Genomic DNA, 25,782 nt, shown 5'->3' with positions numbered 1-25,782 from the left:
CCGAGCATCAGCAGCGCGCCCGCCACGCATCCGCACAGCAGCAGGAGGAACGCCGCCTCCGCCGAGGTCGCCGTCACGGTGGGCCGTCCGCGAGCCGCACCCCTCGACCGGCGAGCAGCCGGGCGAGCCGCTCCCAGCCGACGCCCGGTACCGTGCCGCCGTCCGCCGTGAATGTCACCGCCGGGGTGGTGACGGCCAGTCCGTGGCGGTCTCCGGCCAGGGTGTGGACCTCGGCGACCCGTCGCCTGCCGGTGGCCGGATCCCGCACGAGGTGCACCACCACGTCCAAGGCGGCCCGGAGTTGGCTGTGCAGGGCCGCCCGATCCAGCCCGGCCAGCGAGCCGAGCGCCTCCAGCCGGACCGGCACATCCGCCGCGGTGTTGGCGTGGACAGTCCCGGAGCCGCCTTCGTGGCCGGTGTTCAGCGCGGCCAGGAGATCCGACACCTCGGCCCCGCGCACCTCTCCGACCACCAGCCGGTCGGGTCTCATCCGCAGCGCCTGGCGGACCAGGTCCCGCAGCGTCAGCTCGCCCAGCCCCTCCTGATTGGGAGGGCGGCTCTGCAGCCGGACCACGTGCGGATGGTCCGGTCGCAGCTCGGCGGAGTCCTCGGCGATGACGATCCGCTCCTCCGGACCGACCAGGCCGAGCAGTGCCGCCAGCAGTGTGGTCTTCCCCGTGCCCGTTCCGCCGCTTACCAGCAGCGAGAGCCGGGCCCGCAGGATGCCGGCCAGCAGCTCCGCGCCGCGCGGAGGGACCGCCCCGCCGGCCACCAACTCGTCCAGGGTGAACGGCCGGGCGCGGCAGACCCGCAGCGAGATGTGCGTGCAGCCGGCCGCGATCGGCGGCAGCACCGCGTGCAGCCTGGTGCCGTCCGGCAGCCGGGCGTCCACCCACGGTCGTGCGTCGTCGAGCCGCCGCCCGGCCGCCGTGGCAAGGCGGTGGGCCAGCCGCCGCACCGCCTCGGCGTCGGCGAAGCGGACGCCGGTGGCCCGGCGGAGGCCGCCACCGCGGTCGACCCAGACCTCGTCCGGGCCGTTGACCAGGACGTCCGTGACGTCGGGCGCCGCCAGCAACCGGTCCAGCGGGCCCGCACCCACCAGTTCGGCGCAGAGCGAGCGCACGGTGTCGAGGACGTCGTCACCGCCGAGCGGCGGCCGGGCGGCGCGCAGCGCGGTCGCGACGGAGCCGGCCGTCGGCGCGGCCCCGGACTCGGCCAGCCGCAGCCGGACGGCGTCGACCAGCGCCGCCGTCCGCTCCTCCCGGGCCGTCCGACCGTACGGATTCAGCTCGGGAGGCGGGCCGACGACCGGAACCCTCCCGGCGGTGGGCACGCTCCGGAGCGGCCGCTGTTCGTGCGCGCCGGCGCCCCGGCCGGCGGCACCCGTACCGCTCGTCCTCCGCAGACGGACCATCAGTACACACCTCCCCCAACCGCCTGGACCGGCGGCAGCACCTCGTCCAGGAAGGTCTCGCAGAAGCGCGCGAGCGGGCCGTTCTCGCGGATGCCGGGCGGCACTCCCTGCTCGACGTCGGCGGCCAGGCCCGGCTCAGGCTCCAGCACCCCGGCGAGCTGCAGGCGCAGCCCCTGCGCGATCTTCCGGGCCGGGAGCCCGAAGGGCCCCAGGGGCCGCACCACGGCGCGCACGTCCTCGATCCGCATCCTGGCGGACGCGGCCACCCGGTCGGCGGCCGCCACCGCGCGCAGCTCGGCAGGCACCACCAGCAGGGCCGTGTCGGACTGCTCCAGCGCCTGCCCGGCCGCCGGGTCGAGCCTCCGGGGCACGTCGACCACCACCAGGCCGCCGCGGCGGCGCGCGGCGGCCAGCACGCTGCGCATGGCCTCGGGCGGCACGGCCAGCGTGTCGCCCCGGTCCCAGGAGAGGCAGGACAGCGCGGTGAGCCGCTTGAGCACGGGCAGCGCCCGGGCCAGCTCGGCGCCGCTCACCCGGCCCCGGGAGCCGGCCAGGTCGGGCCACCTCAGGCCCGCGGCCGTCTCACCGCCGAGCAGGAGGTCGAGTCCGCCGCCCAGGGGGTCGCCGTCGACGAGGACGGTCCGCCGCCCGCGCCGCGCGGCGGTCACGGCGAGCGCGCACGCCAGGGTGGAGGCACCCGCGCCGCCCCTGCCGCCGAGCACCGCGACGGTGAGCGCCGGCGTGGCGACGCCCTCCACGGCGTCGGCGATCCGGTCGAGCAGCCAGGCCTCCGCGTCGGGCAGGAACAGCACGTGCTCGGCACCGAGTTGGACGGCTCTGACCCAGACGCCCGGGTCGTCGAGGTCCAGCCCCAGCAACAGCACCCCGGCCCGGCGGGGCAGTCCGGCGCACTGCCCGGCCCGGTCGTCGCCGACCAGGACCAGCGACGATCCCTCCCAGAGCTCGCGCGGCGGCGGCGCTCCCCGGATCAGCCGCGGCTCGGTGCCGGCCGCCGCGCAGATCCGCAGCAGGTGTTCGGCCAGGCCGTCGTCCCCGGTGAGTACGAGGGGTCGGGCGGGCTCCGGGCCCCCGGCGGTGGCGCGGTCGGTGGTGGGCTTCGACATGGGCGGCTCCCCTGTGAGGTGCCGGGCCGCGCAGGGCGGCCCGGCACGCGTCCGGTCGGTGCGGCAGCCGGCCGCGGGCCCGCAGCTCGGACCCGGTGACCGCTGCCGACCATCACGGTGGGCGGTGATCCGGATTCCGTCTGCCGGCTTCCGATTCCCTGTGGACAACTCGGGGGCTGTGGATGAAAACGTTCACCCGGACGGGGGGCTATTGAGCAAAGAATTGACGAAACGGCCTCCCCGAGAAGAACCGGCATAGGCCGCGCCAAGGGGAAGCACCCGCTCCGGGAGCGGCTTCGGCCGACCATTCCCCGAGTTCGGGGGACCAGGAGCAGCCATGATCAATGATCTACGGAGAGTGACCAAAACGGTCGGAGAGCCTCATCGTCGACACCCCCTGTAGACGCCCGTCGGGCCCATCGGCCGATTCCCCGGGCAGAAGCCGCTCAGGCCCTGAAAATGGCCCCGGACGTGCGACGACCCCCGCCGGGGGGGAGAGCGGGGGTCGTCTATCCACGGCCCGACTCGGGGGGGAGGAGCCGGACCGGGTTAGCACGGTCGCGAACGATCCGTGACTTCCATGGTGTACCCGAGCGGCCAGAAACACAAACCCGCACGCCCACGAGTACGCCGAATGGCGGGCGGTTTTGCGGTGCCCTCTATCCTCGGTTCCCGTGGACACCACCGAGAACGCCGACGAGTACGCCGACGAGTCCCCGGACTCCACCGCCGGATCCGCCGAAGCCCCCGGAGGCGCCGGGGCGGCCGGGCCCGCCGGGACGGCCGGGGCCGCCGGGACGGCCGGGGCCGCCGGGACGCCCCTGACCGGCGCACCGGCCGAACCCGGGAGCGGCACTCCGGCCACCGGCTCCCCGGCCGTGCGGCCGCGCCAGGCGGGCCCGCGGACCGCCGCCTTCTTCGACCTCGACAAGACGATCATCGCCAAGTCGAGCGCCCTCGCGTTCAGCCGTCCGTTCTACCAGGGTGGCCTGATCAACCGTCGGGCCGTCCTGCGAAGTGCGTACGCCCAGTTCGTCTTCCTGGTGGGCGGCGCGGACCACGACCAGATGGAGAAGATGCGCGAGTACCTCTCCGCGCTCACCCGGGGCTGGAACGTGCAGCAGGTCCGCGAGATCGTCGCCGAGACCCTGCACAACCTGATCGACCCGATCATCTACGACGAGGCCGCCTCGCTCATCGAGCAGCACCACGCGGCCGGCCGCGACGTCGTCATCGTCAGCAGCTCCGGTTCCGAGGTGGTCGAGCCGATCGGCGCGCTGCTCGGCGCCGACCACGTGATCGCGACCCGGCTGAAGATCGAGGACGGCTGCTACACGGGCGAGATCGAGTACTACGCCTACGCCGAGAACAAGGCCGCCGCCATCCGGGAGTTGGCCGAGCGCGAGGGTTACGACCTCGCCGAGTGCTACGCCTACAGCGACTCGTCCACCGACCTGCCGCTGCTGGAGGCGGTCGGCCACCCGTCGGCGGTCAACCCGGACCGCGCGCTGCGCAAGGAGGCGGTCGCCCGCGAGTGGCCGGTCCTGGTCTTCGACCGGCCGGTGGAACTCCGGCGGCGGCTCCCGGAGTTCTCGGCCCCGAGCGGATCGGTGCTGACGGCGGTGGCGGTCGGCGCGGCGGTGCTCACGGCCGGGGTGATCTGGTACGTGGCCAGGCGGCGGCGCCCGGCGGCCTGACCCCGGCGGGGAACCCGGACAGGCCCGTCATACAAGGGCGATCCGGACAAAAGCCGAAGACTTCTCGTTTCGGGTTCCCCTTTCGCCCGAAACGCGATACAAATGAAGCACGGCCCGCGAGACCCGGTCAGGACCGAAGAGGTCAAACCGACAACGCAGTTAAGGCCCCACGGACCGCGTGTACAGATAACCGAGCACCCACATGCAGCCGACCCGCTGTCGGGCCGCCGCACCAGACGAACGGGCAGGATCCCCGTCTGATGGGCACTTCCGGTGCATGCATGGTCACCCGGCATCTGTGCCAGCGGCGGCACCCGGCAGGATCAGGTGCCGCCGCATCTCGCTGTCCGGGCCCGCCGCGCCCGAGCCCGCTGCATTCGGGCCCGCCGCCGACGGCCGCGGCCTCCGGCGGACCGCGACCCCCGGCACCGGTCAGACCATGCCGCGCTGCATCGCCTCGCAGACCGCCGTGGACTCCCGCACCCCGAGCCGCAGGGCCCGCCCGCAGTGGCCGATCCAGGCCGCCAGCCCCTCCGGCGTCCCCGCCAGGTAGCCCGCCAGGGCCCGCCGGTAGGCGTCCGTCCCCAGCTCCACCAGGCCGACCTCGGCCGGGCAGATCGACTTCGGGTCGAGCCCCTCCGCGATCAGCACGATCCGCTGCGCGGCGCGGGCGATCAGGCCGTTGTGGGAGCCGAACGGCCGCAGCGCCAGCAGTTCCCCGTGCACCACCGAGGCGACCACCAGGGCGGGCGTACCCACGCCCTGCCCCTCCGCGCGGGCCACCAGCAGCCGGGAGAGCTGGTCGAGCCGGGCGGCGACCTCCTCCGGGCCCGGCGCCGGGGGCAGCACGGGCGCCGGACCGTCCGCCGCGTCCGGCACCGGGGCGTCGACCCCCTCCACCGGCGCGAGCTCCAGCGGGAACGGGTCGTCGACGCCCTCTCCCGCCTGGCGCGGCCGCCCCGCGGGGGCGTCGGAGTCGCCCACCGCGAGCAGGTGCAACCGGGCCAGCACCTGGAGCGGCGAGTGCCGCCAGACGCTCAGCAGCTGGCCGGCCTCGGCCGAGATCCGCAGCGCGGCGCCGACCGCACGGGCCTCGGGGTCGGCGCTGAAGTCGCTGCGGCGCCGGACCTCCTCCAGCGGCCAGTCCGCCCCGGCCAGCGCGGCGGAGGCCCGGGCGCCGCGCAGGGCGGACTCGGAGGTGACCTCGGCCGCGCGGCGGCGCATCACCCGGTGGCCGTAGAGGCGGTCGACGGCCTTGCGGACCTCGGCCACCGCGTCGGGCACCCCGGGGAGCTGGGCCAGCGGGGCGAGGGGATCTGTTCCAGTGCTCACCTACCCGAGGGTAATGAACGGGGTGCCACTCCCGGAACGGCAACCTCGCATCACCCGTTAGAGGCAATCCTCACTTCCCTCCGGCGAACCGCCCGAAACCCCGGATAGCATGACCGCTATCGGAAGCGATAACGATTTCCACTTCTGGAGATCGTCGACCCCGGCCGCGGAGCGGACGTGCGACCGCGGCGGGCCCAGAGCGAGCGAGAGCCGGAGTCCCAGATGAAGATCGCCTTCGTCGGCAAGGGCGGCAGCGGCAAGACCACGCTGTCCGCACTGTTCATCCGCCACCTGGCCGCCGAAGGCCGCCCGGTCATCGCCGTCGACGCCGACATCAACCAGCACCTCGGCCCCGCACTCGGCCTGACGGACGCCCAGGCCGCCGAACTGCCCTCGCTCGGGGACCGCCTGCCCGAGATCAAGGAGTACCTGCGCGGCTCGAACCCGCTGATCCGGTCCGCCGAGGAGATGATCAAGACCACTCCGCCCGGACGCGGCTCGCGCCTGCTCCGGATCGTCGAGGAGAACCCGGTGTACGCGGCCTGCGCCCGTCCGATCGCACTCGACGAGGGCTCGGTGCGGCTGCTGGCGACCGGGGCGTTCACCGAGGAGGACCTCGGCGTGGCCTGCTACCACTCCAAGGTCGGCGCGGTCGAGCTGCTGCTCAACCACCTGGTCGACGGCCGGGACGAGTACGTCGTCACCGACATGACCGCCGGCTCCGACTCCTTCGCCTCCGGGCTGTTCACCCGCTTCGACCTGACCTTCCTGGTCGCCGAGCCGACCCGCAAGGGCGTCTCGGTCTACCGCCAGTACCGCGACTACGCGCGCGACTTCGGCGTGCGGCTGCGGGTGGTGGGCAACAAGGTGCAGGGACCGGACGACCTGGCGTTCCTCCGGCGCGAGGTCGGCGACGACCTGCTGACCACCTTCGGGCAGTCCGACTGGGTGCGCCGACTGGAGCAGGGCGCGGAGCCTCGGCTGCGCGCCCTGGAGCCGGCCAACCGCGCCGTACTGGACGAGCTGCGCGCGGAGGCGGACGCCGCGTACGACCGGCGGGACGCCCGCCGCTACACCGAGCAGGCCGTCCACTTCCACCTCCGCAACGCCGAGAGCTGGGCCAACGCCAAGGTCGGCATCGACCTCGCCACCCAGGTGGACGACGGCTTCGTGCTAGGCGACGAACCCGCCGCCGCCGGCGCACCCGCCTGACGGGCGGGCGGCACCGCCGCCGGCACCACGGACGGGCCGCGGCCTCCCCACCCCGGGGAGGCCGCGGCCCGTTCGGCGTTCCGGCCCGGCCCGCACCCCGCACCCACCCCGCACCGGCCCGCCCCCGGCGGCGGCGCCAGAGGCCTCCGGCGCCGCCGCGAGCCGCCCACCAGCAGATTCCCGTCCGTTCGACCACCACCCAATGGGGTGAATCAGACGGTTACTGCCTATCGCCCGAGATGACGCTGTGCAAAGATCCCATTACCCTCGGTTTACCGAGTCTTGATATTCACTCCCGTCCCGACGGCCCTCTCCGAGGCGTGGCTCCTCCCATCGCCCTCGACGAGCAGCCGTCGAGACCCCTGATGGTCCACGGTCCGGCCGGTGACACCCGCACTCCCCGCCGCGACCACGCCATCCCGCCACGCCGTCGCGACCCACGACAGCCGATCCGACCCGCCGAGCCCATCACCGGCTCACCGCACCCCCGGACCTGACTGCGTTCGTTCCCCCGGAAAAGACGGGAAGACATATGACCCTCGACATCTCCAGCGCACCCATCGCCTCCGACACCACCGACCACGCCCCGCCGGGCAGACGGCCGCGCGTGTCCTGGGCACCGGACCTCTCCGCCTCCCTGGTGGTCTTCCTGATCGCCGTGCCCTTCTCGCTCGGCATCGCCCTGGCCACCGGCGCCCCGCTCACCTCCGGCCTCGCCGCGGCTGCCGTGGGCGGCATCGTGGTCGGCCTGTTCGGCGGCACCCCGCTCCAGGTCAGCGGCCCCTCCGCCGCGCTGACCGTGATCACCGCCGGACTGATCTCCCAGTACGGCTGGCAGGCCACCTGCGCCATCACCCTCGCCGCCGGCCTGCTCCAACTCCTGCTCGGCGTAAGGCGGGTGGCCCGCACCGCGCTCGCCGTCTCGCCCGCCATCGTGCACGGCATGCTGGCCGGCGTCGGCCTCACCATCGCCATCGCGCAGCTGCACGTCGTCCTCGGCGGATCCCCGCAGAGCTCGGCGGTGGCCAACCTGCTCGCCCTGCCGGGCCAGTTGGCCGTTCCGCACCCCTCCGCCCTGGCCGTCGGCACCGTCACCGCGGCCGTCCTGCTCGGCTGGCCCCGGCTGAACCGGATCCCCGGCCGGACCGGGGAGTTCGGGGCCCGGCTCGCCAAGGTGCCCGGGCCGCTGGCCGCCGTCGCCGCCGCCACCACGCTCTCCGTCGTGCTGGACCTCCGGCTCGCGCGGGTCGAGCTGCCCGCCTGGCAGGCGCACGACCTCGTCCCCGACCTGCCGCACGGGTCGCCCGCCGCCGTGCTCGCCGCCGTGCTGACCGTCACGGCCGTGGCGAGCGTCGAGTCGCTGCTCTCCGCCGTCGCCATCGACCGGATGTCCCACCGCACCGGGGACCTCGACCGCGAACTGCGCGGACAGGGCCTCGCCAACATGATCAGCGGCCTGGTCGGCGGGCTGCCGATCGCCGGCGGCGCGGTACGCAGCACGGCCAACGTCCGCGCCGGGGCCCGGAGTCGCTGGTCCTCGGTGCTGCACGGCGTCTGGGTGCTGGCGGCGGCGCTGGCCCTCACCGGCGGACTGCGCCGGATCCCGCTCTCCGCGCTCGCCGCGCTGGTGCTGGTCGTCGGCCTGCAGATGGTGAGCTTCGCGCACATCCGCAAGGTCCACCGGCACCGCGAGTTCCCGGTCTACCTCACCACCGTGGCGGGCGTGGTGCTCTTCGGCGTCCTGCCGGGCGTGGCGCTGGGCGCCGCGACGGCGGTCGTGCTCGCGCTGTACCGGCTGACCCGTGCCCACGTGGACGTCCTGACCGGCCCCACCGGCTCGTTCACCGTGGAGACGCACGGCCCGCTCACCTTCACCGCCGTCCCCCGGCTCAGCCGGGCGCTCGCCGGCATCCCGGCCGGCGCCGACGTCACGGTCGTCCACGACGGGTCCTTCCTCGACCATGCCGCGTACGAGACCCTGCACAGCTGGCGCACCGGGCACCAGGCCACCGGCGGCCGGGTCTCGATGATGACGCGCCGCCAGGACGACGAGGTCCTCGATCCCGACGGTACGGTCCGCACCGGCAGCTCCCCCGGCCCGCACCGCTGCCGCGCCTGGACGCCCTGGGTCGGCCACCACTGCGTCGAACAGCAGGAGGACCCGCACGGCCGGCTGCTGGACGGGGTCCGGGTGTTCCAGTTGCACACCGCCCCGCTGATCCGGCCCGAACTGGCCAGGCTCGCGCGCGAGGGACAGACGCCGTCCCAGCTCTTCCTGACCTGCGCGGACTCGCGGATGGTCACCAGCATGATCACCAACAGCGGTCCGGGCGACCTCTTCACCGTCCGCAACGTCGGCAACCTGGTACCGGCGCCGTTCGAACCGGGCGCGGCCGACGACTCGGTGGCGGCGGCGGTGCAGTACGCCGTCGAGGTCCTGGAGGTGCGCTCGATCACGGTCTGCGGGCACTCGGGCTGCGGGGCGATGAAGGCACTGCTGGACGGACTGCACGAACAGCCCGGCCCGCCGACCCCGCTGGCCCGGTGGCTGCGAAACGGCCGCGGCTCCCTGGACCGGCTGCGCCGGGCCCCGGCCGAGTTCACCGCCCGGCCGGTGGTCGACCTGGTAGAGCAGCTCTGCATCACCAACGTGGTCCAGCAGCTGGACCAGCTGATGGCCAACCCCTCCGTGGAGCGGCGGGTGGCCGACGGCACGCTGAGGCTGGTCGGGATGTACTTCGACTTCGCCACCGCCCAGGCCTACGTGCTCGACCGCGGGAGCGGCCGGTTCAGCCCGGTCGAGGCGCTGGGCACACCGGTCGGGGACTCCGTCGCCGCCGTCCCCACAGCCATCGCCGCCACCGCTGCCACCACTGCCACTCCGAACCCGGACACCACCACGGGCACCGGGGACACCCCGGGCACCCCGGGCAGCACGGGCCCGGACGCCGCCGCTGTCACTGCGGCCGCCGCACCCGCCGCGTCCACTTCGGCGGCCGGCCGCGACACGCCCGAACGAGTGAATGAATTCGAACAGGTCCCAGCCCCCGGTACGGACCCCGCCGACGCGGTCAGGACCGGGGGTGGTCCGGGCCTGGCCGCCTGAGAGCCGGGTCCGCGTCCTGCCAGGCGGGCCGGGACGCGGACCCACCTCCGCCGCACCGCCCTAGGCGCCCCGGCCTCGGGCGACCGTTCGACGCCCGGTCAAAGGTCTACACCAATTACCCGGAGCCTCTTGTCAACTGACCTCTTCGCCTGGTGAGCTGTGCGCTGGGACACACGGGACAATCCCCACGCACGGGATTGCCCCCGATCATGACTCGATGAGGAGTGCGCGTTGAGCAACGAGAGCCTGGCCAACCTGCTCAAGGAGGAGCGGCGCTTCGCCCCGCCGGCAGAGCTCGCCGCCGCCGCCAACGTCACCGCGGCCGCGTACGCTCAGGCCTCCGAGGACCGCCTCGGCTTCTGGGCCGAGCAGGCCCGCCGCCTCACCTGGGCCGTCGAGCCCACCGAGACGCTCGACTGGTCCAACCCGCCGTTCGCCAAGTGGTTCGCCGACGGCAAGCTCAACGTGGCCTACAACTGCGTCGACCGCCACGTCGAGGCGGGCAACGGCGACCGCGTCGCCATCCACTTCGAGGGCGAGCCCGGCGACGGCCGCTCCATCACCTACGCCCAGCTCAAGGACGAGGTCTCGCAGGCCGCCAACGCGCTGCTGGAGCTCGGGGTCCGCAAGGGCGACCGGGTCGCGGTCTACCTGCCGATGATCGCCGAGGCGGTCGTCGCGATCCTCGCCTGTGCCCGGATCGGCGCCACCCACTCGGTGGTCTTCGGCGGCTTCTCCGCCGACGCCGTGGCCTCCCGCATCCAGGACGCCCAGGCCAAGCTGGTCATCACCGCCGACGGCGGCTACCGGCGGGGCAAGCCGTCCGCGCTCAAGCCGGCCATCGACGAGGCGCTGACCAAGGTCGACGGCGTCGAGCACGTCCTGGTGGTCCGCCGCACCGGCCAGGACGTCTCCTGGACCGAGGGCCGCGACGTCTGGTGGCACGAGCTCACCGAGCGCCAGTCCACCGAGCACACCCCCGAGGCGCACGACGCCGAGCACCCGCTCTTCATCCTCTACACCTCGGGCACCACCGGTAAGCCCAAGGGCATCCTGCACACCTCGGGCGGCTACCTCACCCAGGCCAGCTACACCCACCACGCCGTCTTCGACCTCAAGCCGGAGTCCGACGTCTACTGGTGCACCGCCGACATCGGCTGGGTCACCGGGCACTCGTACATCGTCTACGGCCCGCTCTCCAACGGCGCCACCCAGGTCATCTACGAGGGCACCCCGGACACCCCGCACCAGGGCCGGTTCTGGGAGATCGTCCAGAAGTACGGCGTGACGATCCTCTACACCGCGCCCACCGCGATCCGCACCTTCATGAAGTGGGGCGACGACATCCCCGCGAAGTTCGACCTCTCCTCGCTGCGGATCCTGGGCAGCGTCGGCGAGCCGATCAACCCCGAGGCGTGGATCTGGTACCGCGAGCACATCGGCGCCGGCAAGGCCCCGATCGTGGACACCTGGTGGCAGACCGAGACCGGGGCGATGATGATCAGCCCGCTGCCGGGCGTCACCGAGACCAAGCCGGGCTCGGCCCAGCGCGCGCTCCCGGGCATCGCGGCCACCGTGGTCGACGACGAGGCCCGCGAGGTCCCGAACGGCTCCGGCGGCTACCTGGTGCTCACCGAGCCGTGGCCGTCCATGCTGCGCACCATCTGGGGTGACGACCAGCGCTACATCGACACCTACTGGTCGCGCTTCGAGGGCCGTTACTTCGCCGGCGACGGGGCCAAGAAGGACGAGGACGGCGACATCTGGCTGCTCGGCCGGGTCGACGACGTCATGCTGGTCTCCGGCCACAACATCTCGACCACCGAGGTCGAGTCGGCCCTGGTCGGCCACCCGTCCGTGGCCGAGTCCGCCGTGGTCGGCGCCACCGACGCCACCACCGGCCAGGCGATCGTCGCCTTCGTCATCCTCCGCGGCAACGCCACCGACAGCCCCGAGCTGGTCGAGGAGCTGCGGGCGCACGTCGGCCGGACCCTCGGCCCGATCGCCAAGCCGAAGCAGATCAAGGTGGTAGGCGAGCTGCCGAAGACCCGCTCCGGCAAGATCATGCGGCGTCTGCTGCGTGACATCGCCGAGGGCCGCGAGATCGGCGACACCACCACGCTGGCCGACTCCACGGTGATGAACCTGATCCAGGCCCAGCTCCCCCCGGCGGGCAGCGAGGGCTGACCGACCCGGACGGCGGAGAACGCCGGAGGACTCCGGAGCACACGGTGCCCCCGGGCGGTGACGACCGCCCGGGGGCACCGCCGTCGGCGAGGTGGACGGCGGACCGGAAGGGCCCGGCCGCATGCCGCCTTCCGGGCCGGAACCGGGCCGGAACCAGACCGGGAGCGGACCGGCAGGGTCGGTCAGCCGCCCCGGCGCTCGGCGACCAGGGTGCGCAGGGTGTCGTACGCGCCCTGGACCAGACCGCGGCTGCGCAGCGGCAGCGCGCCGGCCATCACCGCGAGCCCGACCTGGGCACGCGGGCTGAACCCGACGAAGGCGGTGAACCTCCGGGTGACGCCCGCGTGGTAGACCATCTCATCGGTCTCCGCGCCGTCGTCCGGGGCCGGCGGACCCTCCGAGCCCGCCGGATCCAGCGGGTCCCCCCGGCCCGCCCGACCCATCAGGCCCACCAGTCCCGCCAGGCCGGCCCGGTCCACCGGGTCCGACCGGTCCGACGGCTCCGACGGGTGCGCCGCGTCCACCGGGTCCATCAGGCCCATCAGGTCCGCCGCGCCCGGGTTCGGCCGGAGCGCACGGTGGTTCCAGCCCAGACAGATCCGGGCGCCACCGCGCCGACCGCCGGTGCGCGGCTGCCGGACCTCGCCCAGTGCCGTCCGCAGCACCGCCGCGTCGGCCCGCTCGGGGAGCGGGACGGCGTCCAGCGCCAGGTGCGCCTGCAGATAGCGGAGCATGTCGTCCGCCGTGGAACGGAGCGCGGCCGCACCCGGCAGGGCGGGCAGCCGGAAGGACGGGACGCGCCGACCGCGCCGGTACCCGGCGTCCTCGTCACGGCCGGGGCCGCAGGAGGTGTCCACCAGTCCGAGCGGCCCGCAGACCCTGGCGGCGAGCAGGTCGTCGTAACGCTGGCCGGCCGCGTTGGCCAGCAGTAGGCCGAGCAGGCCGCACCCGAGGTTGGAGTACCGCACCTGCGCGCCCGGGGTCCCGCGGACCGCCGTCCGGGGCAGCGCCCGGAGCAGGTGGGCCGGGCCGAAGGTGGCGTACGGGCGGGTGAACCAGCGCGGGGCCAGCGCCGGGAGCAGCCCGTCCGGCAGCCTGGGCAGCCCGGAGGTGTGGGTGGCCAGGTGGAGCAGGGTGATCGGATGCTCGTGCGGGTACCCGGGAGCCGCGTCGGCGGGCAGGTAGCGGTCGATCGGGTCGTCGTAGCCGACCTCGCCGCGGGCCACCATCTCGGCCAGCAGCAACCCGGTGAAGGTCTTGGTGACGGATCCGAGTTCGAAGCGGGTGTCGGCGCGGACCGGTCGTTCGGCGGAACGGGACGCGTGCCCGCGGCAGGCGACCGTCCGCTCGTCGCCGCGGATCACCACGACGGCGGCGCCGCCCGGCGCGGCGGCCCGGAAGAGCGGGCGGAGCAGACGGTCGAGGTCCGAGCCGGGCTCGGTGTCGGCACCGGAACCGAAACCGGAGCCACGCCCGGATCCCCGGTCGGATCGGTCGCCGGAGCGGTCACCCGGGCGGTCACTGGGTCGGTGTTCGGAGAGGGGGCCGGAGAGCGGGCCGGACAGGGGGTCGGACAGGCCGCCGGTCAGGCGGTGGAGCGCACCGTTCATGACCGGGTGCTCCGGGGGAAGGGCTGCGACGAGGCTCGTAACAGGGGCGGTCTGGGCATGCCGGTGCCTCCGGAAAGGGCTGGGGACAAGGAAGGGCACCGGTCGGACGGAACCGGGCCGGCGCCTGCGGTCGACGATAGGGAGCCGTTCACCCGTCTGCATGCCGCGGACTCCGTTCGGGTGTCGCTGCGCAGTTCGGACGGGTGCAGAACAGGCCGCCGAGGCTTAGGTCCTGAAGTATGACAATCCGGATGTCGCCTTTCCGTTCCCGCTAGAATGTCAACGACGCATCAAGATTCACGCGTCACAGGGCGCGCCGGGAAGTCTGGTCGGCACTGCACCACAGGTGCATCCGGACACCGTTCTCGCCGCCCCAGGAGGTCCCTCGTGGCCAGCCAGCCGCCCGTCCAAGAGCCGACGACCCGACGCCGCCAGCTCCTCGGCAGGCTGTCCCTCCCCGAGCGCACGTACGTCACCGACGCCCTGCGCACCGAGACGGTCGGCGGCATCCTGCTGCTGATCGCCGCGATGATCGCGCTGATCTGGGCCAACGTCTGGCCGCACGCCTACGAGAGCGTCCTCGACTACACCGTCGGCCCCTCCGGCCCGCTCCACCTGGACCTCACGCTGGACGCCTGGGCCAAGGACGGCCTGCTGGCGATCTTCTTCTTCGTGGCCGGCATCGAACTCAAGCGCGAGCTCGTCGCGGGCGAGCTGCGGAACCCGAGCGCCGCGCTGCTGCCGGTGGTGGCCGCGGTCTGCGGTGTCGCGGTACCGGCCGTCCTCTTCGCCCTCGCCAACGCGGGCGCCGGCGGCCACCCGGGCGGCTGGGCGATCCCGACCGCCACCGACATCGCCTTCGCGCTCGGGGTGCTGGCCGTCGTCGGCAGCCACCTGCCGTCCGCACTTCGCGCCTTCCTGCTCACCCTGGCCGTCGTGGACGACCTGATCGCCATCCTGATCATCGCGATCTTCTACAGCTCCGGCATCAAGTTCTGGGCGCTCGGGCTCTCCTTCGCCGGTCTGGTGCTGTTCTGGTACCTGCACCGGCGCGGGGTGCACGGCTGGTACCTCTTCGTCCCGCTGGCCTTCCTGATCTGGGCGCTGATGCACGAGAGCGGCGTGCACGCCACGGTGGCGGGCGTCGCGATGGGCCTGATCCTCCGCTGCCACCGGGAGGGCGACGAGAAGCAGTCCCCCGGCGAGCACATCGAGCACCTGGTCCGCCCGGTCTCGGCCGGGCTGGCCGTGCCGGTCTTCGCCCTGTTCGCCGCCGGGGTGACGATCACCGGGCCCGCGCTCGGCGAGGTGTTCACCCAGGCCACTCCGCTCGGCATCATCCTCGGCCTGCTGGTCGGCAAGACCGTGGGCGTCTTCGGCGGCACCTGGCTGGCCGCGCGCTTCACCCGCGCCGAGCTGAACCCACAGCTCAGGTGGGCCGACATGTTCGCCGTGTCGGTCCTGGCCGGCATCGGCTTCACCGTCTCGCTGCTGATCAGCGAACTGGCCTTCCCCGACGACCCGGCGCTCGCCGACCGGGCCAAGGCGGCCGTCCTGGTGGGCTCGCTGCTCTGCGCACTGATCGCCACCGTGCTGCTGAAGCTGCGCAACCGTCACTACCAGGAGCTGTGCGAGGAGGAGGACCGCGACCTGGACGGCGACGGCATCCCCGACGTCTACCAGCTCGACGACCCCGCCTGGCAGGCCCGCATGGCCGAGCGGGCCCGCGCCGCCGAGCAGGCCGGCACGGCCGAACCGCCCCGCGGAGCGGAGCCCACCCACCCCGGTGAGAACGGCCCGGACGGGACCCGCTGAGGCGGCCCGCCCACCGGGACACGTCCCTCCGGCGGGGCCCCCGGAGTGGTGTGCGCTCGGGCGGTAGGGGCATGATTCTGAACTGTCGACAGTCCACCGACGCCGCCGGGCCCGCCCCGGTCCCCCGGAACCGCCCGGGAGCCGCACCGCGCGGCGGCGTCACACGCCGCACGGCCGAAGAGGAGAACAGCTGATGCCCGCAGGAGCCGCAGACCCGTCCAGCAACGGCCGGGCGCCCTACGAGGGCGAGCGTTCGGTGGGGCAGCTGTTCGCGGCGGCCACCGCCGACCTGTCCGCGCTGGTCCACGACGAGATCGCGCTCGCCAAGGCCGAACTGCGCGCGGACGTGAAGCGCGGCGTCTCCGGCGGCGTCTCGCTGGCGGTCGCCGGCGTGGTGGCACTGGCCGCCGTCCCGATGCTGAGCGCGGCCGCCGCGTACGGGATCCACGCGCTGGGCCTCTCGCTCGGCTGGTCGTTCCTGATCGTGGCGGGCGCGTACCTGCTGCTGGCCGTCCTGCTCGGCCTGCTGGCGCTGCGGTCGTTCAAGCGGATCGAGAAGCCGCACCGGACCATCGAGGGCGCCCAGAAGACCGCCGACGTGCTCAAGAACGCCCGGCCGCGTCCCGCCACCAAGGAGGAGATCGACCGGGCCCTGGGCCGCATCCCGTAAGGGCGGAGCGGCCGGGCGCCACAAGCCGGACGGTCTGACAGGCTGACGCGCTGACGGGCGGACCGGCGGGCGCAGGCCGGCGGACACGCGGGCCGACCGGCAGGTCCCTGCAGGCGGGCGGTACGGGGCCCGGTACGTGGCGGCGGTTCGGCGCGGCGGTACGCGCCGTGCGCACGGCACTCCCTGACGCACCGAGTGCGAGTGCCGGGCACGTGTCCGGCACGGGGATGTGACACGCTCTCGGTATGTCGCCCGACCAGAAGCCCGTGCCCGCGCAGCCGTCCGCCCGCTCCGGCGGAACACCCGGTGACGGCGGCGACGCACACGACAGCAGCCTCGGCGCCGCCGAGGGCACCACCGGCGGGGCCGCCGACGGGATCACCGACGGGACCGACCACGGGACGGACCACGAGACCGACGGCGGGACCGCCGAGGGCACCACCGGCGGGGCCGCCGACGACGCTCCCCCCGGAGCGGACTGGGACATCCGGCAGGCGGGTCCGTGGACCCACCGCGACCTCGCCGCCAACGGCGCCCGGTTCCACATCGCCGAGCTGGGCGAGGGCCCGCTGGTCCTGCTGGTGCACGGCTGGCCCGAGTACTGGTGGGCCTGGCGCCACCAGCTGACCGCGCTCGCCGAGGCCGGCTACCGGGCCGTCGCGCTCGACCTGCGCGGGATCGGCGGCAGCGACCGCACCCCGCGCGGCTACGACCCCGGCAACCTCGCGCTCGACATCACCGGTGTGATCCGCTCGCTCGGCGAGAACCGCGCCCACCTCGTCGGCCACGCCTCCGGCGGCACGCTCGCCTGGGTGGCGGCGGTGATGCGGCCGTCGGTGATCCAGAGCCTCACCGTGGTCTCGGCGGCGCACCCCCGCGACCTCCGCCGGGCGCTGCTCACGGACCGGCGGCAGGTGGCGGCGTTCGAGCACGTCCTGGGCTTCCAGCGGCCGTGGATACCGGAACGCCGTCTCGTCGCCGACGACGCGGCGCTGGTCGGCCGCTACCTGGACGAGTGGACCGGCCGGAACCAGCTGGACCGGGCGACGGTGGCCGCGTACCGGCGGGCGATCCAGATCCCCAGCACCGCGCACTGTTCGATCGAGCCGTACCGGTGGCTGCTGCGGTCGATGGCCCGACCGGACGGCATCCAGTTCGCCCGGCGGATGAAGAAGCCCATCACCGCGCCCACGCTGCACGTGCAGGGCGGCGCGGACCCGGTGCTGCTGTCCCGCACCGCGCTGGGCGGCGGGGAGTACGTGGCCGCGCCGTACCGCTGGCGGCTGCTGCCCGGGCTCGGGCACTTCCCGCACGAGGAGTCGCCGGAGCAGTTCACCGCGGAGCTGCTGGACTGGATCGGCCGCCACAAGGACTGAGCGGGCCGCGTACCGGGGCGGCGTCCGGGGCCCTCCGGGTCCGGTCCGGGTCCGTCCGGGTTCCTCCGGGGCCGGACGGGCGAACGCGACCGGAGGCCCCAACTCCCTTTACAGTGTGCTCATATGACAAACGCATAGGCCAAGTTCGACACAACTCCCGTGGTTACCCCCGTCGGCCCAGGGGCATCCATTGCGGTATGACCTGGATGCCCGATCGCGACGGCGCCCCGCGCGGCCGACGCCACAACAGCCCGCAGCGCTCCGCCGCCCACCGCCGCGACTGGGCGGACGACCTGGGCTACGACGTCGTGGACCGCCACCAGCGCGCGGTCCAGCGGCAGCTCGGCATCCCACATATCCTCGGCCGCCGCGCCCGCTGGGTGGGCGCCCGGCTGCGACGCGAGAGCTGAGGCCCACCGCCCGGCAGCCGCCGCACCGAGCCCGCCCCCGGCGCAACCGGCGGGGCGGGCCAGGGGGCGGCCCGACGGGGCACCCCGGTGAGGCGGCCCGACGGCGGAACCGGCGGCGGAACCGGCGAACGGTCAGAGGGCGCAGCCCTGGGTGTCCACCCGGGCCGTCGCCGTACTGCCCTTCTCGGCGTCCTCCCGCACCTCGGCGGCGGTCAGCACGTACCCGGTGTCGGCGCTGTCCAGCGACTTCGCGAACACCATCCCGAAGACCTGGCCGTCCGGCGTGAGCAGCGGACCGCCGCTGTTGCCCTGGCGGACCAGCGAGCGCACCGAGTAGACGTCCCGGACCACCTGGCCGCGGTGGTAGATGTCCGGGCCGTTCGCCTGGATCCGGCCGCGGATGCGCGCCGGCTGCACGTTGAAGGCGCCGTTCTCGGGGAAGCCCGCCACGATCGCGCTGTCGTTGGTCTTCGCCTCGCCGGCGAAACCGAGCGGCGGCGCGTTGAGCTTGGGCACGTCCAGGATCGCGATGTCGCGCTGCCAGTCGTAGCGGACCACCGTCGCGTCGTACAGCTGACCGACCCCGCCGATCTGCACGGTGGGCTCGTCGACGCCGCCGACCACGTGGGCGTTGGTCATCACCCGGTGCGGCGCGTAGACGAAGCCGCTGCCCTCCAGCGTCTTGCCGCAGGAGGTGGCGGTGCCGACCACCTTGACCAGGCTCTGCTTCGCCTTCGCCACCGCCGGGCTGGCGGCCAGCGCCGGGTCCGGGATGTCGACCTGGGTGATGGGCTCGTGCTCGAAGGGGTTGAACACCTGGGGGAAGCCGTTGCGGGCGAGCACCTTGGAGAAGTCCGAGAACCAGTTGGGTGCGTCGGAGGGCAGGGTGTCCTGCACGCCGCCCAGGATCGCCGAGGTGCGGACCTGCTTGGAGACGGTCGGCAGGGACGTCCCGGCGAGCGCCGAGCCGATCAGCCAGGCCACCAGCAGCATCGAGATCACGTTGACCACGGCGCCGCCGGCCGCGTCCAGCGCCCGTGCCGGGCGGCGGTCGATGTGGCCGCGCAGCTTCCAGCCGAAGTGGGTGGTGACCGCCTGGCCGATCGCCGCCAGCACGATCACCACCACCACGGCGATCACCGAGGCGGTGGTCCCCGGGCTGAGGTGGTCGAGCAGCAGCGGCAGCAACTGGACCGCGATCAGGCCACCGCCGAGGAAGCCGAGGACCGACAGCACGCCGACCACGAAGCCCTGCCGGTAGCCCGACACGGCGAATCCCACGGCGGCGGCGATCAACAGCACATCCAGGACGTTCACCCGGACACCCTCCCATGCCGGGCCGCACACACGGACGGGCGGCCCGGGACGGTGCGGCCGACCGCTTCCTCCCGGACGGCGGCCCGGGCCGCCAGGCCCCCGCGGACGACCACGCGACCCGCGCCCCCGCGGACGACCACGCGACCCGCCGCAGCCCGGCGCGCGACGGCAGGACCTGCCACGCCCTCGCTCACGACGACCCGGCGTCGCGGCCGAGCACCGCGCGGGAGCGGTCACGGTCGCCCTGCACCAGCTCCAGCGCCTCGTCCGACAGGTCGACGATCCTGGCGGTGTCCCACGGCCGCTCCATGCCGCTGTGGTGGAGCACCCGGTCGATCACCCCGGCGGTGAAGCCCCACACCAGACGCCCGCCGACCGCGAAGGCCGGACCCAGGTGGCCGGAGGGGTGGCGGAGCCTGGCCCGGTTGGCCGGGTCGGTCAGCTCGTCGATCGTCACCCGGAACACCGCACCGGTCTCCCCCGTGTCCACCGGCCGGACCGGCGACTCCTCGCGCCACCAGCCGAGCACCGGGGTCACCACGAACCGGCTCACCGGGATGTAGAGGGCCGGCAGCGTCGCGAAGACCTGCACTCCGGCCGGATCCAGACCGGTCTCCTCCCAGGCCTCCCGCAGCGCCGCCGCGACCGGCCCGGGGCCGGCGGGGTCGCCGTCCTCCGGGTCCAGTGCGCCGCCCGGGAAGGACGGCTGGCCGGCGTGCGAGCGCAGCGACCGGGCCCGTTCGATGAGCAGCACGTCCGGCCCGCCGACGCCCTCGCCGAACAGCATCAGGACGGCTGCGGCACGGCCGCCCTCGGCGGGCGGCAGGAAGCGGCTCAGCTGCTCGGGCAGCACCCGTTCGGCGGCGTCCCGGACCGGCTCCAGCCAGGACGGCAGGCCGCCCCGCTCGATCCCGGCCGCACCGGCCGTCACTCGGCCACCGCCAGGTCGGCCACCTTGCCCCGGTGGGCGGCGGCGTCGGCACGGGCGGCCGCCTCGCCCGGGAAGTCGGCGGGCGGCCGCAGCCGCTGGCCGGGCTCGCCGCCCATCTCGTACTTGAGCAGCTTCCGCGCCTTCTCGGGGTCGGTCTCGCCCTCGCCGTACGAGGGGCAGAGCGGCGCGATCGGACAGGCCCCGCAGGCCGGCTTCCGGGAGTGGCAGATCCGGCGGCCGTGGAAGACGACCCGGTGCGAGAGCATCGTCCACTCGGACTTCGGGAAGATCTCCGCGACGACCGCCTCGACCTTGACCGGGTCCTCCTCCGCCGTCCACCCGAACCGCCGGGCCAGCCGCCCGAAGTGGGTGTCCACCGTGATCCCGGGGACGCCGAAGGCGTTGCCGAGGACGACGTTGGCGGTCTTGCGGCCGACGCCGGGGAGGGTGACCAGGTCCTCCAGCCGGCCCGGGACCTCGCCGCCGAACTCGTCCCGCAGGGCGATCGAGAGGCCGATCAGCGACTTCGCCTTGTTCCGGAAGAAGCCGGTCGGCCGGATGATCTCCTCCAGCTCCGACGGGTCGGCGGCCGCCATGTCCTCCGGCGCCGGGTACTTCGCGAACAGCGCGGGCGTCGTCTGGTTCACCCGCAGGTCGGTGGTCTGCGCCGACAGCACCGTGGCCACCAGCAGCTGGAACGGGTTGTCGAAGTCCAGCTCCGGATGCGCGTACGGATACAGCTCGGCCAGCTCCCGGTTGATCCGCCGAGCCCGCCGCACCATCGCCAGGTGCGACTCCGGCTTCCTCGGCCTGACCGCCTTCTGCGCCGGCTTCGCGACCGCCCCGGTCGCGGCCTTCCGGACCTTGCTCTCTGCCATGCACGAAGGCTACGCCGGACGGTCCGTCGCGTGCGGCGGATCAGCCATGCCCGGTGGCGGCACGACCGGCTCCGGCCGCCGGGCGACCGCGCGGCGGCCGCCCGGCGACCGAGTTCGCCGGGCGGGACGAGGGCCCAGGGCCAGGAGGCGCGGGAGCGAGAGGGAGCCGGGGCGGGGAGGGAGCAGGGGCGGGGGCACAGGGGCAGCGGCGCAGGGGATAGCGTCACCCGCATGGTCAGCACCGCCCCGAGGGCCCTCCCTCCGCCCCGGCCCGACGGCCTGTGCCGCGCGTGCGCCCGGTGAGCCGCCCCGTACCGCGGCAGCTGGTGGCGGACCTGCTCACCCCGCGTCCGCAGCCGCTGCCGCCGCTGGCCTGGCCGCGGCAGCTGCGGTGGCTTCCGCAGGCGGCGGTGGTCCTCGGGGCGCTCGCGCTGGCCGCGACGGGCGCGGACCCGGCCGCGCGCCTGCTGGCCGTCGTGCACGCGGCGACCCTGGTGGTCGCGCTGCACCGGCCGGTGGCCGCCTGGTGGCCGGCGACCGCGCTCACCGTCGTCATAGCCGTCGTCCACCCGCCCACGCACGACAACGAGCTGTGGACCTGGCTGGTCCAGGCCGGGGTACTGCTCCTGCTGGCCCTGCGGAACCGGCCGGCGGTGTCCGCCGCGGCTGCCGCGGGCAGCGCGCTCTGCGGCACGCTGCTGAAGCTGGCCGGCTGCCCGGTGGGGTCCTGGACCATGGTCGCGGTCGGCTGCGGGTGGTTCGCCCTGGCCGTCGTGATCGGCGCGGTACGGCGGGGACGCCGCGAGGACCGGGCCCGGCTGATCGAGCAGACCGCCGCGACCGCGCACGAACGGGCCCTGCGCACCGTCCTGGAGGAGCGCGCCAGGATCGCGCGTGAGCTGCACGACGTGGTCGCCCACCACATGTCCGTCGTCGCGATCAAGGCGGATGCCGCGCCCTACCGGGTGGTGGACCCGCCGCCGGAGCTGGTCGCCGAACTGGCCGCGATCCGCACGGTCGCGCTGGACGGCCTGAACGAGCTGCGCCGCCTCCTGGGGGTGCTGCGCGCGGACGGGCCGGACGAACGGTTCGGCGCCACCGCGCCGCAGCCCTCCCTGGAACGGCTCGACGCGCTGCTCGACACCGTCCGGTCCACCGGACTGACGGTGGGTCTGGTCGTCGACGGACCGCACCGCCCGCTGCCTCCGGGGGTGGGGCTGTCGGCCTACCGGATCGTCCAGGAGGCGCTGAGCAACACGCTGCGGCACGCGCCCGGGGCGCAGGCCGCGGTCGAACTCGCCTACCGGCCCTCGGCCCTCGGGCTGCGAGTCGTCAACGGCCCGGCGACGCGGGAGGCGACGGCCTCCCCCGGCAGCGGGCACGGACTCACCGGTCTACGCGAGCGGGCGGCGATGCTCGGCGGCGACCTCGCCGCCGGGCCGACGGCCGACGGCGGGTACGAGGTCACCGCCGTCCTGCCCACCGCCACCGTCACCGCCCTCACCGCCGTCACGACCCCCCACGAGGAGGGCCCGGCATGACGACCAGGGTCTTGATCGCCGACGACCAGGCCATGGTCCGGGAGGCCTTCTCCGTGCTGCTCGGGGCCCAGCCCGGCATCGAGGTGGTCGCCACGGCGCGGGACGGCGCCGAGGCCGTCGCCCGCGCGGAGGACCTGCGACCGGACGTGGTCGTGATGGACGTCCGCATGCCGGTCCTGGACGGGATCGAGGCCACCCGCAGGATCACGCGACTGCTGGGCGACACCACGCGGATCCTGGTGCTCACCACCTTCGACCTCGACGAGTACGTGTACGAGGCCCTGCGGGCGGGGGCCACCGGGTTCCTCCTCAAGGACGCGTCCGGGGTGGAACTCGCCGAGGCCGTCCGGGTGGTCGCGCGCGGCGAGGCGATGCTCTCGCCGGACCTGACCAGGCGCCTGATCAGCGAGTTCGCCCGCCTGGGCGGCGGTGCGGCCGAACCGGCGGCGGGTGGCGGCTCGCGCGGGCCGGCGGCGGGTGGTGGCTCGCGCGGGCCGGCGGGCCAGGGGACGGCGGGTCAAGGGACCGGCGGGCCGGCCGGCCTGCTCACGGGGCGCGAGTGCGAGGTGCTCGTCCAGATCGCGCGCGGCCGCTCCAACGCCGAGATCGCCCGCGAGCTGGTGGTGGCCGAGGAGACCGTGAAGACCCATGTGGGCCGCATCCTGCGGAAGCTGAGTCTGCGTGACCGCACCCAGGCCGCCGTCTTCGCGTACGAGAACGGCCTGGTCACGCCGGGGAGCGACGCGGCGGACCGCTGAGCGGTGTCCCCCACGAGAGCCACGTCCGGGTTGGCTCCGCCGGGGGACGCGGAGTGCGGCCGGGGTCGGGGAGGCTCGGAGGTGCCGGCGGGCGGCCCGCAACCGCGATCCCGCACCCGCGTTCCCGCACCCCGCACCCCACACCCCGCCCAGGAGCACCGGTATGACCCTGCCCGTCCGAACCGCCCTGTCGGCGGTCCCCAGGTGGCTCAGGCGAGCCGTTCTGGTCGCCGCCGCCCTGTTCGCCTCGCTGCTGACCTTCCTAGTCGCGGTGATCATGCTCGGGGCGTACCTGCCGGCGATCCCGAAGGCGGGGATCATCGGACCGGTGCTCGGCGGCCAGTACCCCTTCCTCGTCGCCCTGATCGGCCTGGTCGGCGCCGCGCTCGCGACCGCCGTCCGGCGCGGCGGCCTGGTGCGCTGGGGCCGCACGGTCACCGTCGTCGCGGCGCTGTCGACCGTCGCCGCCCTGGTCGTCGGCGGGATCCAGTACGCCGACGCGCGGCGGGCGGGCGCGGACGTCTCGTTCGGACAGGTCTTCGGCGAGCTCGCCTACCCCGACACCGCGCCCGACACGACGGAGACCTACGCGACCGCCGACGGCGAGGAGCTGCGGGCCGACGTCTACCTCCCCGCGCGGCACGACGGCAGGACGCCCGCCGTGGTGCTCGCCCACGCCGGAGGCTTCCACACCTTCGACAAGGCCGACCTGCGCGGCACCGGACGCTGGCTGGCCGACCACGGCGTCGCCGTCTTCGCCGTCGACTACCGGCTCGCCCGGCCCGACCGCCCCACCTGGGACAAGGCCCCCCAGGACCTCCTCGCCGCACTCCGCTGGGTGCAGGCCCGCACCGACGCCTACGGCCTCGACCCCGACCGGATATCGCTCGGCGGCATGTCCGCCGGGGGCACGCTGGCCATGAACGCCGCCTACCGCCTGCAGAACGGGACGATCCGGTCGGCGGACGGCCCCACGCCCAGGCCCCCGGCCTCCGTCGTGGGCTTCTACCCGGGCGTCGACGTCACCGGAATGTGGCGGCGCGACGTGGCCGGCTCCCGTGACGCCGCCGAGCTGTACACCGGCGGCACGCCCGAGCAGTACCCGGACCGCTACCGCGAGGTGTCCCCCGCCCCGGAGGTCCGCTCGGGCCTCCCGCCCACGCTCCTGGTGGTCGGTGACCGGGACCGCAGCGCCCCGCCCGGAGGCGTCCGGGCCCTGGGCGAGGGGCTGCGCGTGGCCGGGGTCCCCACCACCGTGCGCGTGCTGCCGTTCGCCGAGCACGCCTTCGACGACGCGTACGGCAGTCTCACCTCCCAGACCGGCCGCCGGGTCCTCCTCGACTTCCTCACCGGCCGACCGGTGCACTGAGCGACCGTCCGGCCCCGCTCCCTCGCCCGGCGGGGGAGCGGGGCCGGACCCGTCCGGTCCTCAGCGCCGGAACAGGCCGTCGACGTCGCCGAAGCCGAGAGCGCCGGCCGGCTCCGTCATCGTGCCCGCCCCGAGCAACTCGGCGGCGGCCGCGCGGGCGGCGCTGTAGGCGAGCTGGGCCACGCCGGTGCCGACGCTGATCCGGCGCGCTCCGGCCGCGGCGAGCTCGGCGACGGTCGGTCCGCCGGCCACCGCCATCGCGTTCACCGGCAGCGGCGAGCGGGCGCAGAGCCCGGCCAGCGCGTCGAGGTCCAGCAGACCCGGCACGAAGAGGCCGTCGGCGCCCGCCGCCGCGTACGCCTCGGCACGGACGAGGACGTCGTCGAGGCCGCCCAGCCCGAACAGGAAGACGTCCGTCCGGGCGTTGACCACCAGCTCCGGCAGTCCCGCCCCGGCCGCCGCCGTCCGGGCCGCGCGCAGCCGGTCGGCCTGCTCCTCGACCGCGAACAGCGGGCCGCCGACGGCCACCGAGTCCTCCAGGTTGACGCCCACCGCGCCGACCCCGATCAGCGCCCGGACGGTCTCGGCGACATCGGCGGGCTTCGGGCCGTAACCGCCCTCGGCGTCCACGGTGACCGGCAGGTCGACGGCGGCGGCGATCCGGCGGGCCGCCTCGACCGCCTCCGCCCGGTCGAGGCGCTGGCCGTCGCCGCGGCCGAGCGACCACGAGACGCCGCCGCTGGTGGTGGCGATCGCGGCCGCACCGGCCGAGGCGATCACGGCGGCGCTCCCGGCGTCCCAGGCGTTCGGCAGGACGAGCACGCCGTCCGCCACCAGTGCCCGCAGGCGCGCCGCCCGCTCGCGGAGGACGGCGACGGGGAGAGCGGCGGGCGAAGGGGCGGAGGCGGAGGAGGAGGCAGCGGCGGAGGTCATGCGGGTCACCGGCTTTCACACGGAGGGGATCGTGGTGCGACACCGGAATCCTGCCGCCGCCGTCGGCCGTGCTCCAGTGATTAAGCTGGGACCGAATCTTGG

The 25,782-nt window shown here is 74.6% G+C and carries 19 protein-coding genes; 11 read left to right on the top strand and 8 right to left on the bottom strand.

Annotated elements, in window-relative coordinates; all coding sequences use genetic code 11:
- Window positions 1-73: 73 nt before the first annotated feature.
- Together AC067J_RS04130 and ssd are read right to left on the bottom strand one after the other, a co-directional pair.
- Window positions 74-1,405, bottom strand: a complete 1,332-nt coding sequence (locus tag AC067J_RS04130) for a TadA family conjugal transfer-associated ATPase (protein WP_478296924.1) — start codon at window positions 1,403-1,405, stop codon at window positions 74-76.
- 8 nt (window positions 1,406-1,413) lie between these two features.
- On the bottom strand, window positions 1,414-2,538 hold the full coding sequence (gene ssd, locus AC067J_RS04125; protein ID WP_478296422.1) for a septum site-determining protein Ssd: 1,125 nt from the start codon (window positions 2,536-2,538) through the stop codon (window positions 1,414-1,416).
- Between the two features lie 878 nt (window positions 2,539-3,416).
- On the opposite strand from ssd, the gene AC067J_RS04120 reads away from it, so the two are divergent.
- Window positions 3,417-4,235, top strand: coding sequence for an HAD family hydrolase (locus tag AC067J_RS04120; protein WP_478296923.1), 819 nt, complete (start codon window positions 3,417-3,419; stop codon window positions 4,233-4,235).
- Between the two features lie 432 nt (window positions 4,236-4,667).
- Here AC067J_RS04120 and AC067J_RS04115 read toward each other — a convergent pair whose 3' ends face one another.
- Window positions 4,668-5,567, bottom strand: coding sequence for a Fic family protein (locus AC067J_RS04115; protein ID WP_478296421.1), 900 nt, complete (start codon window positions 5,565-5,567; stop codon window positions 4,668-4,670).
- 222 nt (window positions 5,568-5,789) lie between these two features.
- On the opposite strand from AC067J_RS04115, the gene AC067J_RS04110 reads away from it, so the two are divergent.
- The 3 genes from AC067J_RS04110 to acs all read left to right on the top strand — a co-directional run bounded on the left by AC067J_RS04110 (window position 5,790) and on the right by acs (window position 12,072).
- Window positions 5,790-6,779 (top strand): ATP-binding protein, encoded by a 990-nt coding sequence (locus AC067J_RS04110; protein ID WP_478296420.1) that lies wholly within the window; start codon window positions 5,790-5,792, stop codon window positions 6,777-6,779.
- A 532-nt stretch (window positions 6,780-7,311) separates the two neighbouring features.
- Window positions 7,312-9,885, top strand: a complete 2,574-nt coding sequence (locus tag AC067J_RS04105) for a SulP family inorganic anion transporter (protein WP_478296419.1) — start codon at window positions 7,312-7,314, stop codon at window positions 9,883-9,885.
- A gap of 231 nt (window positions 9,886-10,116) precedes the next feature.
- Window positions 10,117-12,072 (top strand): acetate--CoA ligase, encoded by a 1,956-nt coding sequence (gene acs, locus AC067J_RS04100; protein WP_478296418.1) that lies wholly within the window; start codon window positions 10,117-10,119, stop codon window positions 12,070-12,072.
- 182 nt (window positions 12,073-12,254) lie between these two features.
- On the opposite strand, the gene AC067J_RS04095 is transcribed toward acs, so the two are convergent.
- Entirely contained in the window at window positions 12,255-13,682 is a 1,428-nt protein-coding gene (locus AC067J_RS04095; protein ID WP_478296417.1) for a serine hydrolase domain-containing protein, read from the bottom strand.
- A gap of 387 nt (window positions 13,683-14,069) precedes the next feature.
- Between AC067J_RS04095 and nhaA the strand changes: the two genes are divergently transcribed.
- The 4 genes from nhaA (at window position 14,070) to AC067J_RS04075 (ending at window position 17,953) form a co-directional block, all read left to right on the top strand.
- Window positions 14,070-15,497, top strand: a complete 1,428-nt coding sequence (nhaA, locus tag AC067J_RS04090) for a Na+/H+ antiporter NhaA (RefSeq protein ID WP_478296416.1) — start codon at window positions 14,070-14,072, stop codon at window positions 15,495-15,497.
- 193 nt (window positions 15,498-15,690) lie between these two features.
- Window positions 15,691-16,167, top strand: coding sequence for a phage holin family protein (locus AC067J_RS04085; RefSeq protein ID WP_327678500.1), 477 nt, complete (start codon window positions 15,691-15,693; stop codon window positions 16,165-16,167).
- Between the two features lie 245 nt (window positions 16,168-16,412).
- Window positions 16,413-17,543: an alpha/beta fold hydrolase gene (locus AC067J_RS04080; RefSeq protein ID WP_478296415.1), complete on the top strand. Its 1,131-nt coding sequence runs from the start codon at window positions 16,413-16,415 to the stop codon at window positions 17,541-17,543.
- A gap of 197 nt (window positions 17,544-17,740) precedes the next feature.
- A complete protein-coding gene (locus AC067J_RS04075) occupies window positions 17,741-17,953 on the top strand; it encodes a hypothetical protein (RefSeq protein WP_478296414.1) in 213 nt (70 codons plus the stop codon).
- A 132-nt stretch (window positions 17,954-18,085) separates the two neighbouring features.
- Here the strand turns inward: AC067J_RS04075 and AC067J_RS04070 are convergent, their stop codons facing one another.
- The 3 genes from AC067J_RS04070 to nth form a co-directional block, all read right to left on the bottom strand.
- A complete protein-coding gene (locus AC067J_RS04070; protein ID WP_478296413.1) occupies window positions 18,086-19,270 on the bottom strand; it encodes a MarP family serine protease in 1,185 nt (394 codons plus the stop codon).
- 190 nt (window positions 19,271-19,460) lie between these two features.
- A complete protein-coding gene (locus AC067J_RS04065) occupies window positions 19,461-20,201 on the bottom strand; it encodes an NUDIX hydrolase (RefSeq protein ID WP_478296412.1) in 741 nt (246 codons plus the stop codon).
- Window positions 20,198-21,079 carry an endonuclease III gene (gene nth / locus AC067J_RS04060; protein WP_478296411.1) on the bottom strand — a complete coding sequence of 294 codons (882 nt, stop codon included), beginning with the start codon at window positions 21,077-21,079 and terminating at the stop codon, window positions 20,198-20,200. Before nth ends, AC067J_RS04065 begins: the two co-directional genes overlap by 4 nt.
- A 299-nt stretch (window positions 21,080-21,378) precedes the next feature.
- Between nth and AC067J_RS04055 the strand changes: the two genes are divergently transcribed.
- The 3 genes from AC067J_RS04055 (at window position 21,379) to AC067J_RS04045 (ending at window position 24,747) form a co-directional block, all read left to right on the top strand.
- Window positions 21,379-22,620, top strand: a complete 1,242-nt coding sequence (locus AC067J_RS04055) for a sensor histidine kinase (protein WP_478296410.1) — start codon at window positions 21,379-21,381, stop codon at window positions 22,618-22,620.
- On the top strand, window positions 22,617-23,378 hold the full coding sequence (locus AC067J_RS04050; protein WP_478296409.1) for a response regulator: 762 nt from the start codon (window positions 22,617-22,619) through the stop codon (window positions 23,376-23,378). The genes AC067J_RS04055 and AC067J_RS04050 overlap by 4 nt, the downstream gene beginning before the upstream one ends.
- Before the next feature lie 163 nt (window positions 23,379-23,541).
- On the top strand, window positions 23,542-24,747 hold the full coding sequence (locus tag AC067J_RS04045; RefSeq protein ID WP_478296408.1) for an alpha/beta hydrolase: 1,206 nt from the start codon (window positions 23,542-23,544) through the stop codon (window positions 24,745-24,747).
- Between the two features lie 60 nt (window positions 24,748-24,807).
- On the opposite strand, the gene AC067J_RS04040 is transcribed toward AC067J_RS04045, so the two are convergent.
- Window positions 24,808-25,680 (bottom strand): isocitrate lyase/PEP mutase family protein, encoded by an 873-nt coding sequence (locus AC067J_RS04040; protein ID WP_478296407.1) that lies wholly within the window; start codon window positions 25,678-25,680, stop codon window positions 24,808-24,810.
- Window positions 25,681-25,782 lie beyond the last annotated feature (102 nt).

Source organism: Kitasatospora sp. NPDC042419 (assembly GCF_056437345.1).
This window is presented reverse-complemented; position numbering and strand designations above follow the sequence as displayed.

Coding starts and splice junctions, on each gene's coding strand:
- ssd (WP_478296422.1), bottom strand. CDS start 2,538: ATGTCGAAGCCCACCACCGACCGCGCCACCGCCGGGGGCCCGGAGCCC.
- AC067J_RS04110 (WP_478296420.1), top strand. CDS start 5,790: ATGAAGATCGCCTTCGTCGGCAAGGGCGGCAGCGGCAAGACCACGCTG.
- AC067J_RS04105 (WP_478296419.1), top strand. CDS start 7,312: ATGACCCTCGACATCTCCAGCGCACCCATCGCCTCCGACACCACCGAC.
- AC067J_RS04095 (WP_478296417.1), bottom strand. CDS start 13,682: ATGAACGGTGCGCTCCACCGCCTGACCGGCGGCCTGTCCGACCCCCTG.
- AC067J_RS04085 (WP_327678500.1), top strand. CDS start 15,691: ATGCCCGCAGGAGCCGCAGACCCGTCCAGCAACGGCCGGGCGCCCTAC.
- AC067J_RS04080 (WP_478296415.1), top strand. CDS start 16,413: ATGTCGCCCGACCAGAAGCCCGTGCCCGCGCAGCCGTCCGCCCGCTCC.
- AC067J_RS04075 (WP_478296414.1), top strand. CDS start 17,741: ATGACCTGGATGCCCGATCGCGACGGCGCCCCGCGCGGCCGACGCCAC.
- nth (WP_478296411.1), bottom strand. CDS start 21,079: ATGGCAGAGAGCAAGGTCCGGAAGGCCGCGACCGGGGCGGTCGCGAAG.
- AC067J_RS04050 (WP_478296409.1), top strand. CDS start 22,617: ATGACGACCAGGGTCTTGATCGCCGACGACCAGGCCATGGTCCGGGAG.
- AC067J_RS04045 (WP_478296408.1), top strand. CDS start 23,542: ATGACCCTGCCCGTCCGAACCGCCCTGTCGGCGGTCCCCAGGTGGCTC.
- AC067J_RS04040 (WP_478296407.1), bottom strand. CDS start 25,680: ATGACCTCCGCCGCTGCCTCCTCCTCCGCCTCCGCCCCTTCGCCCGCC.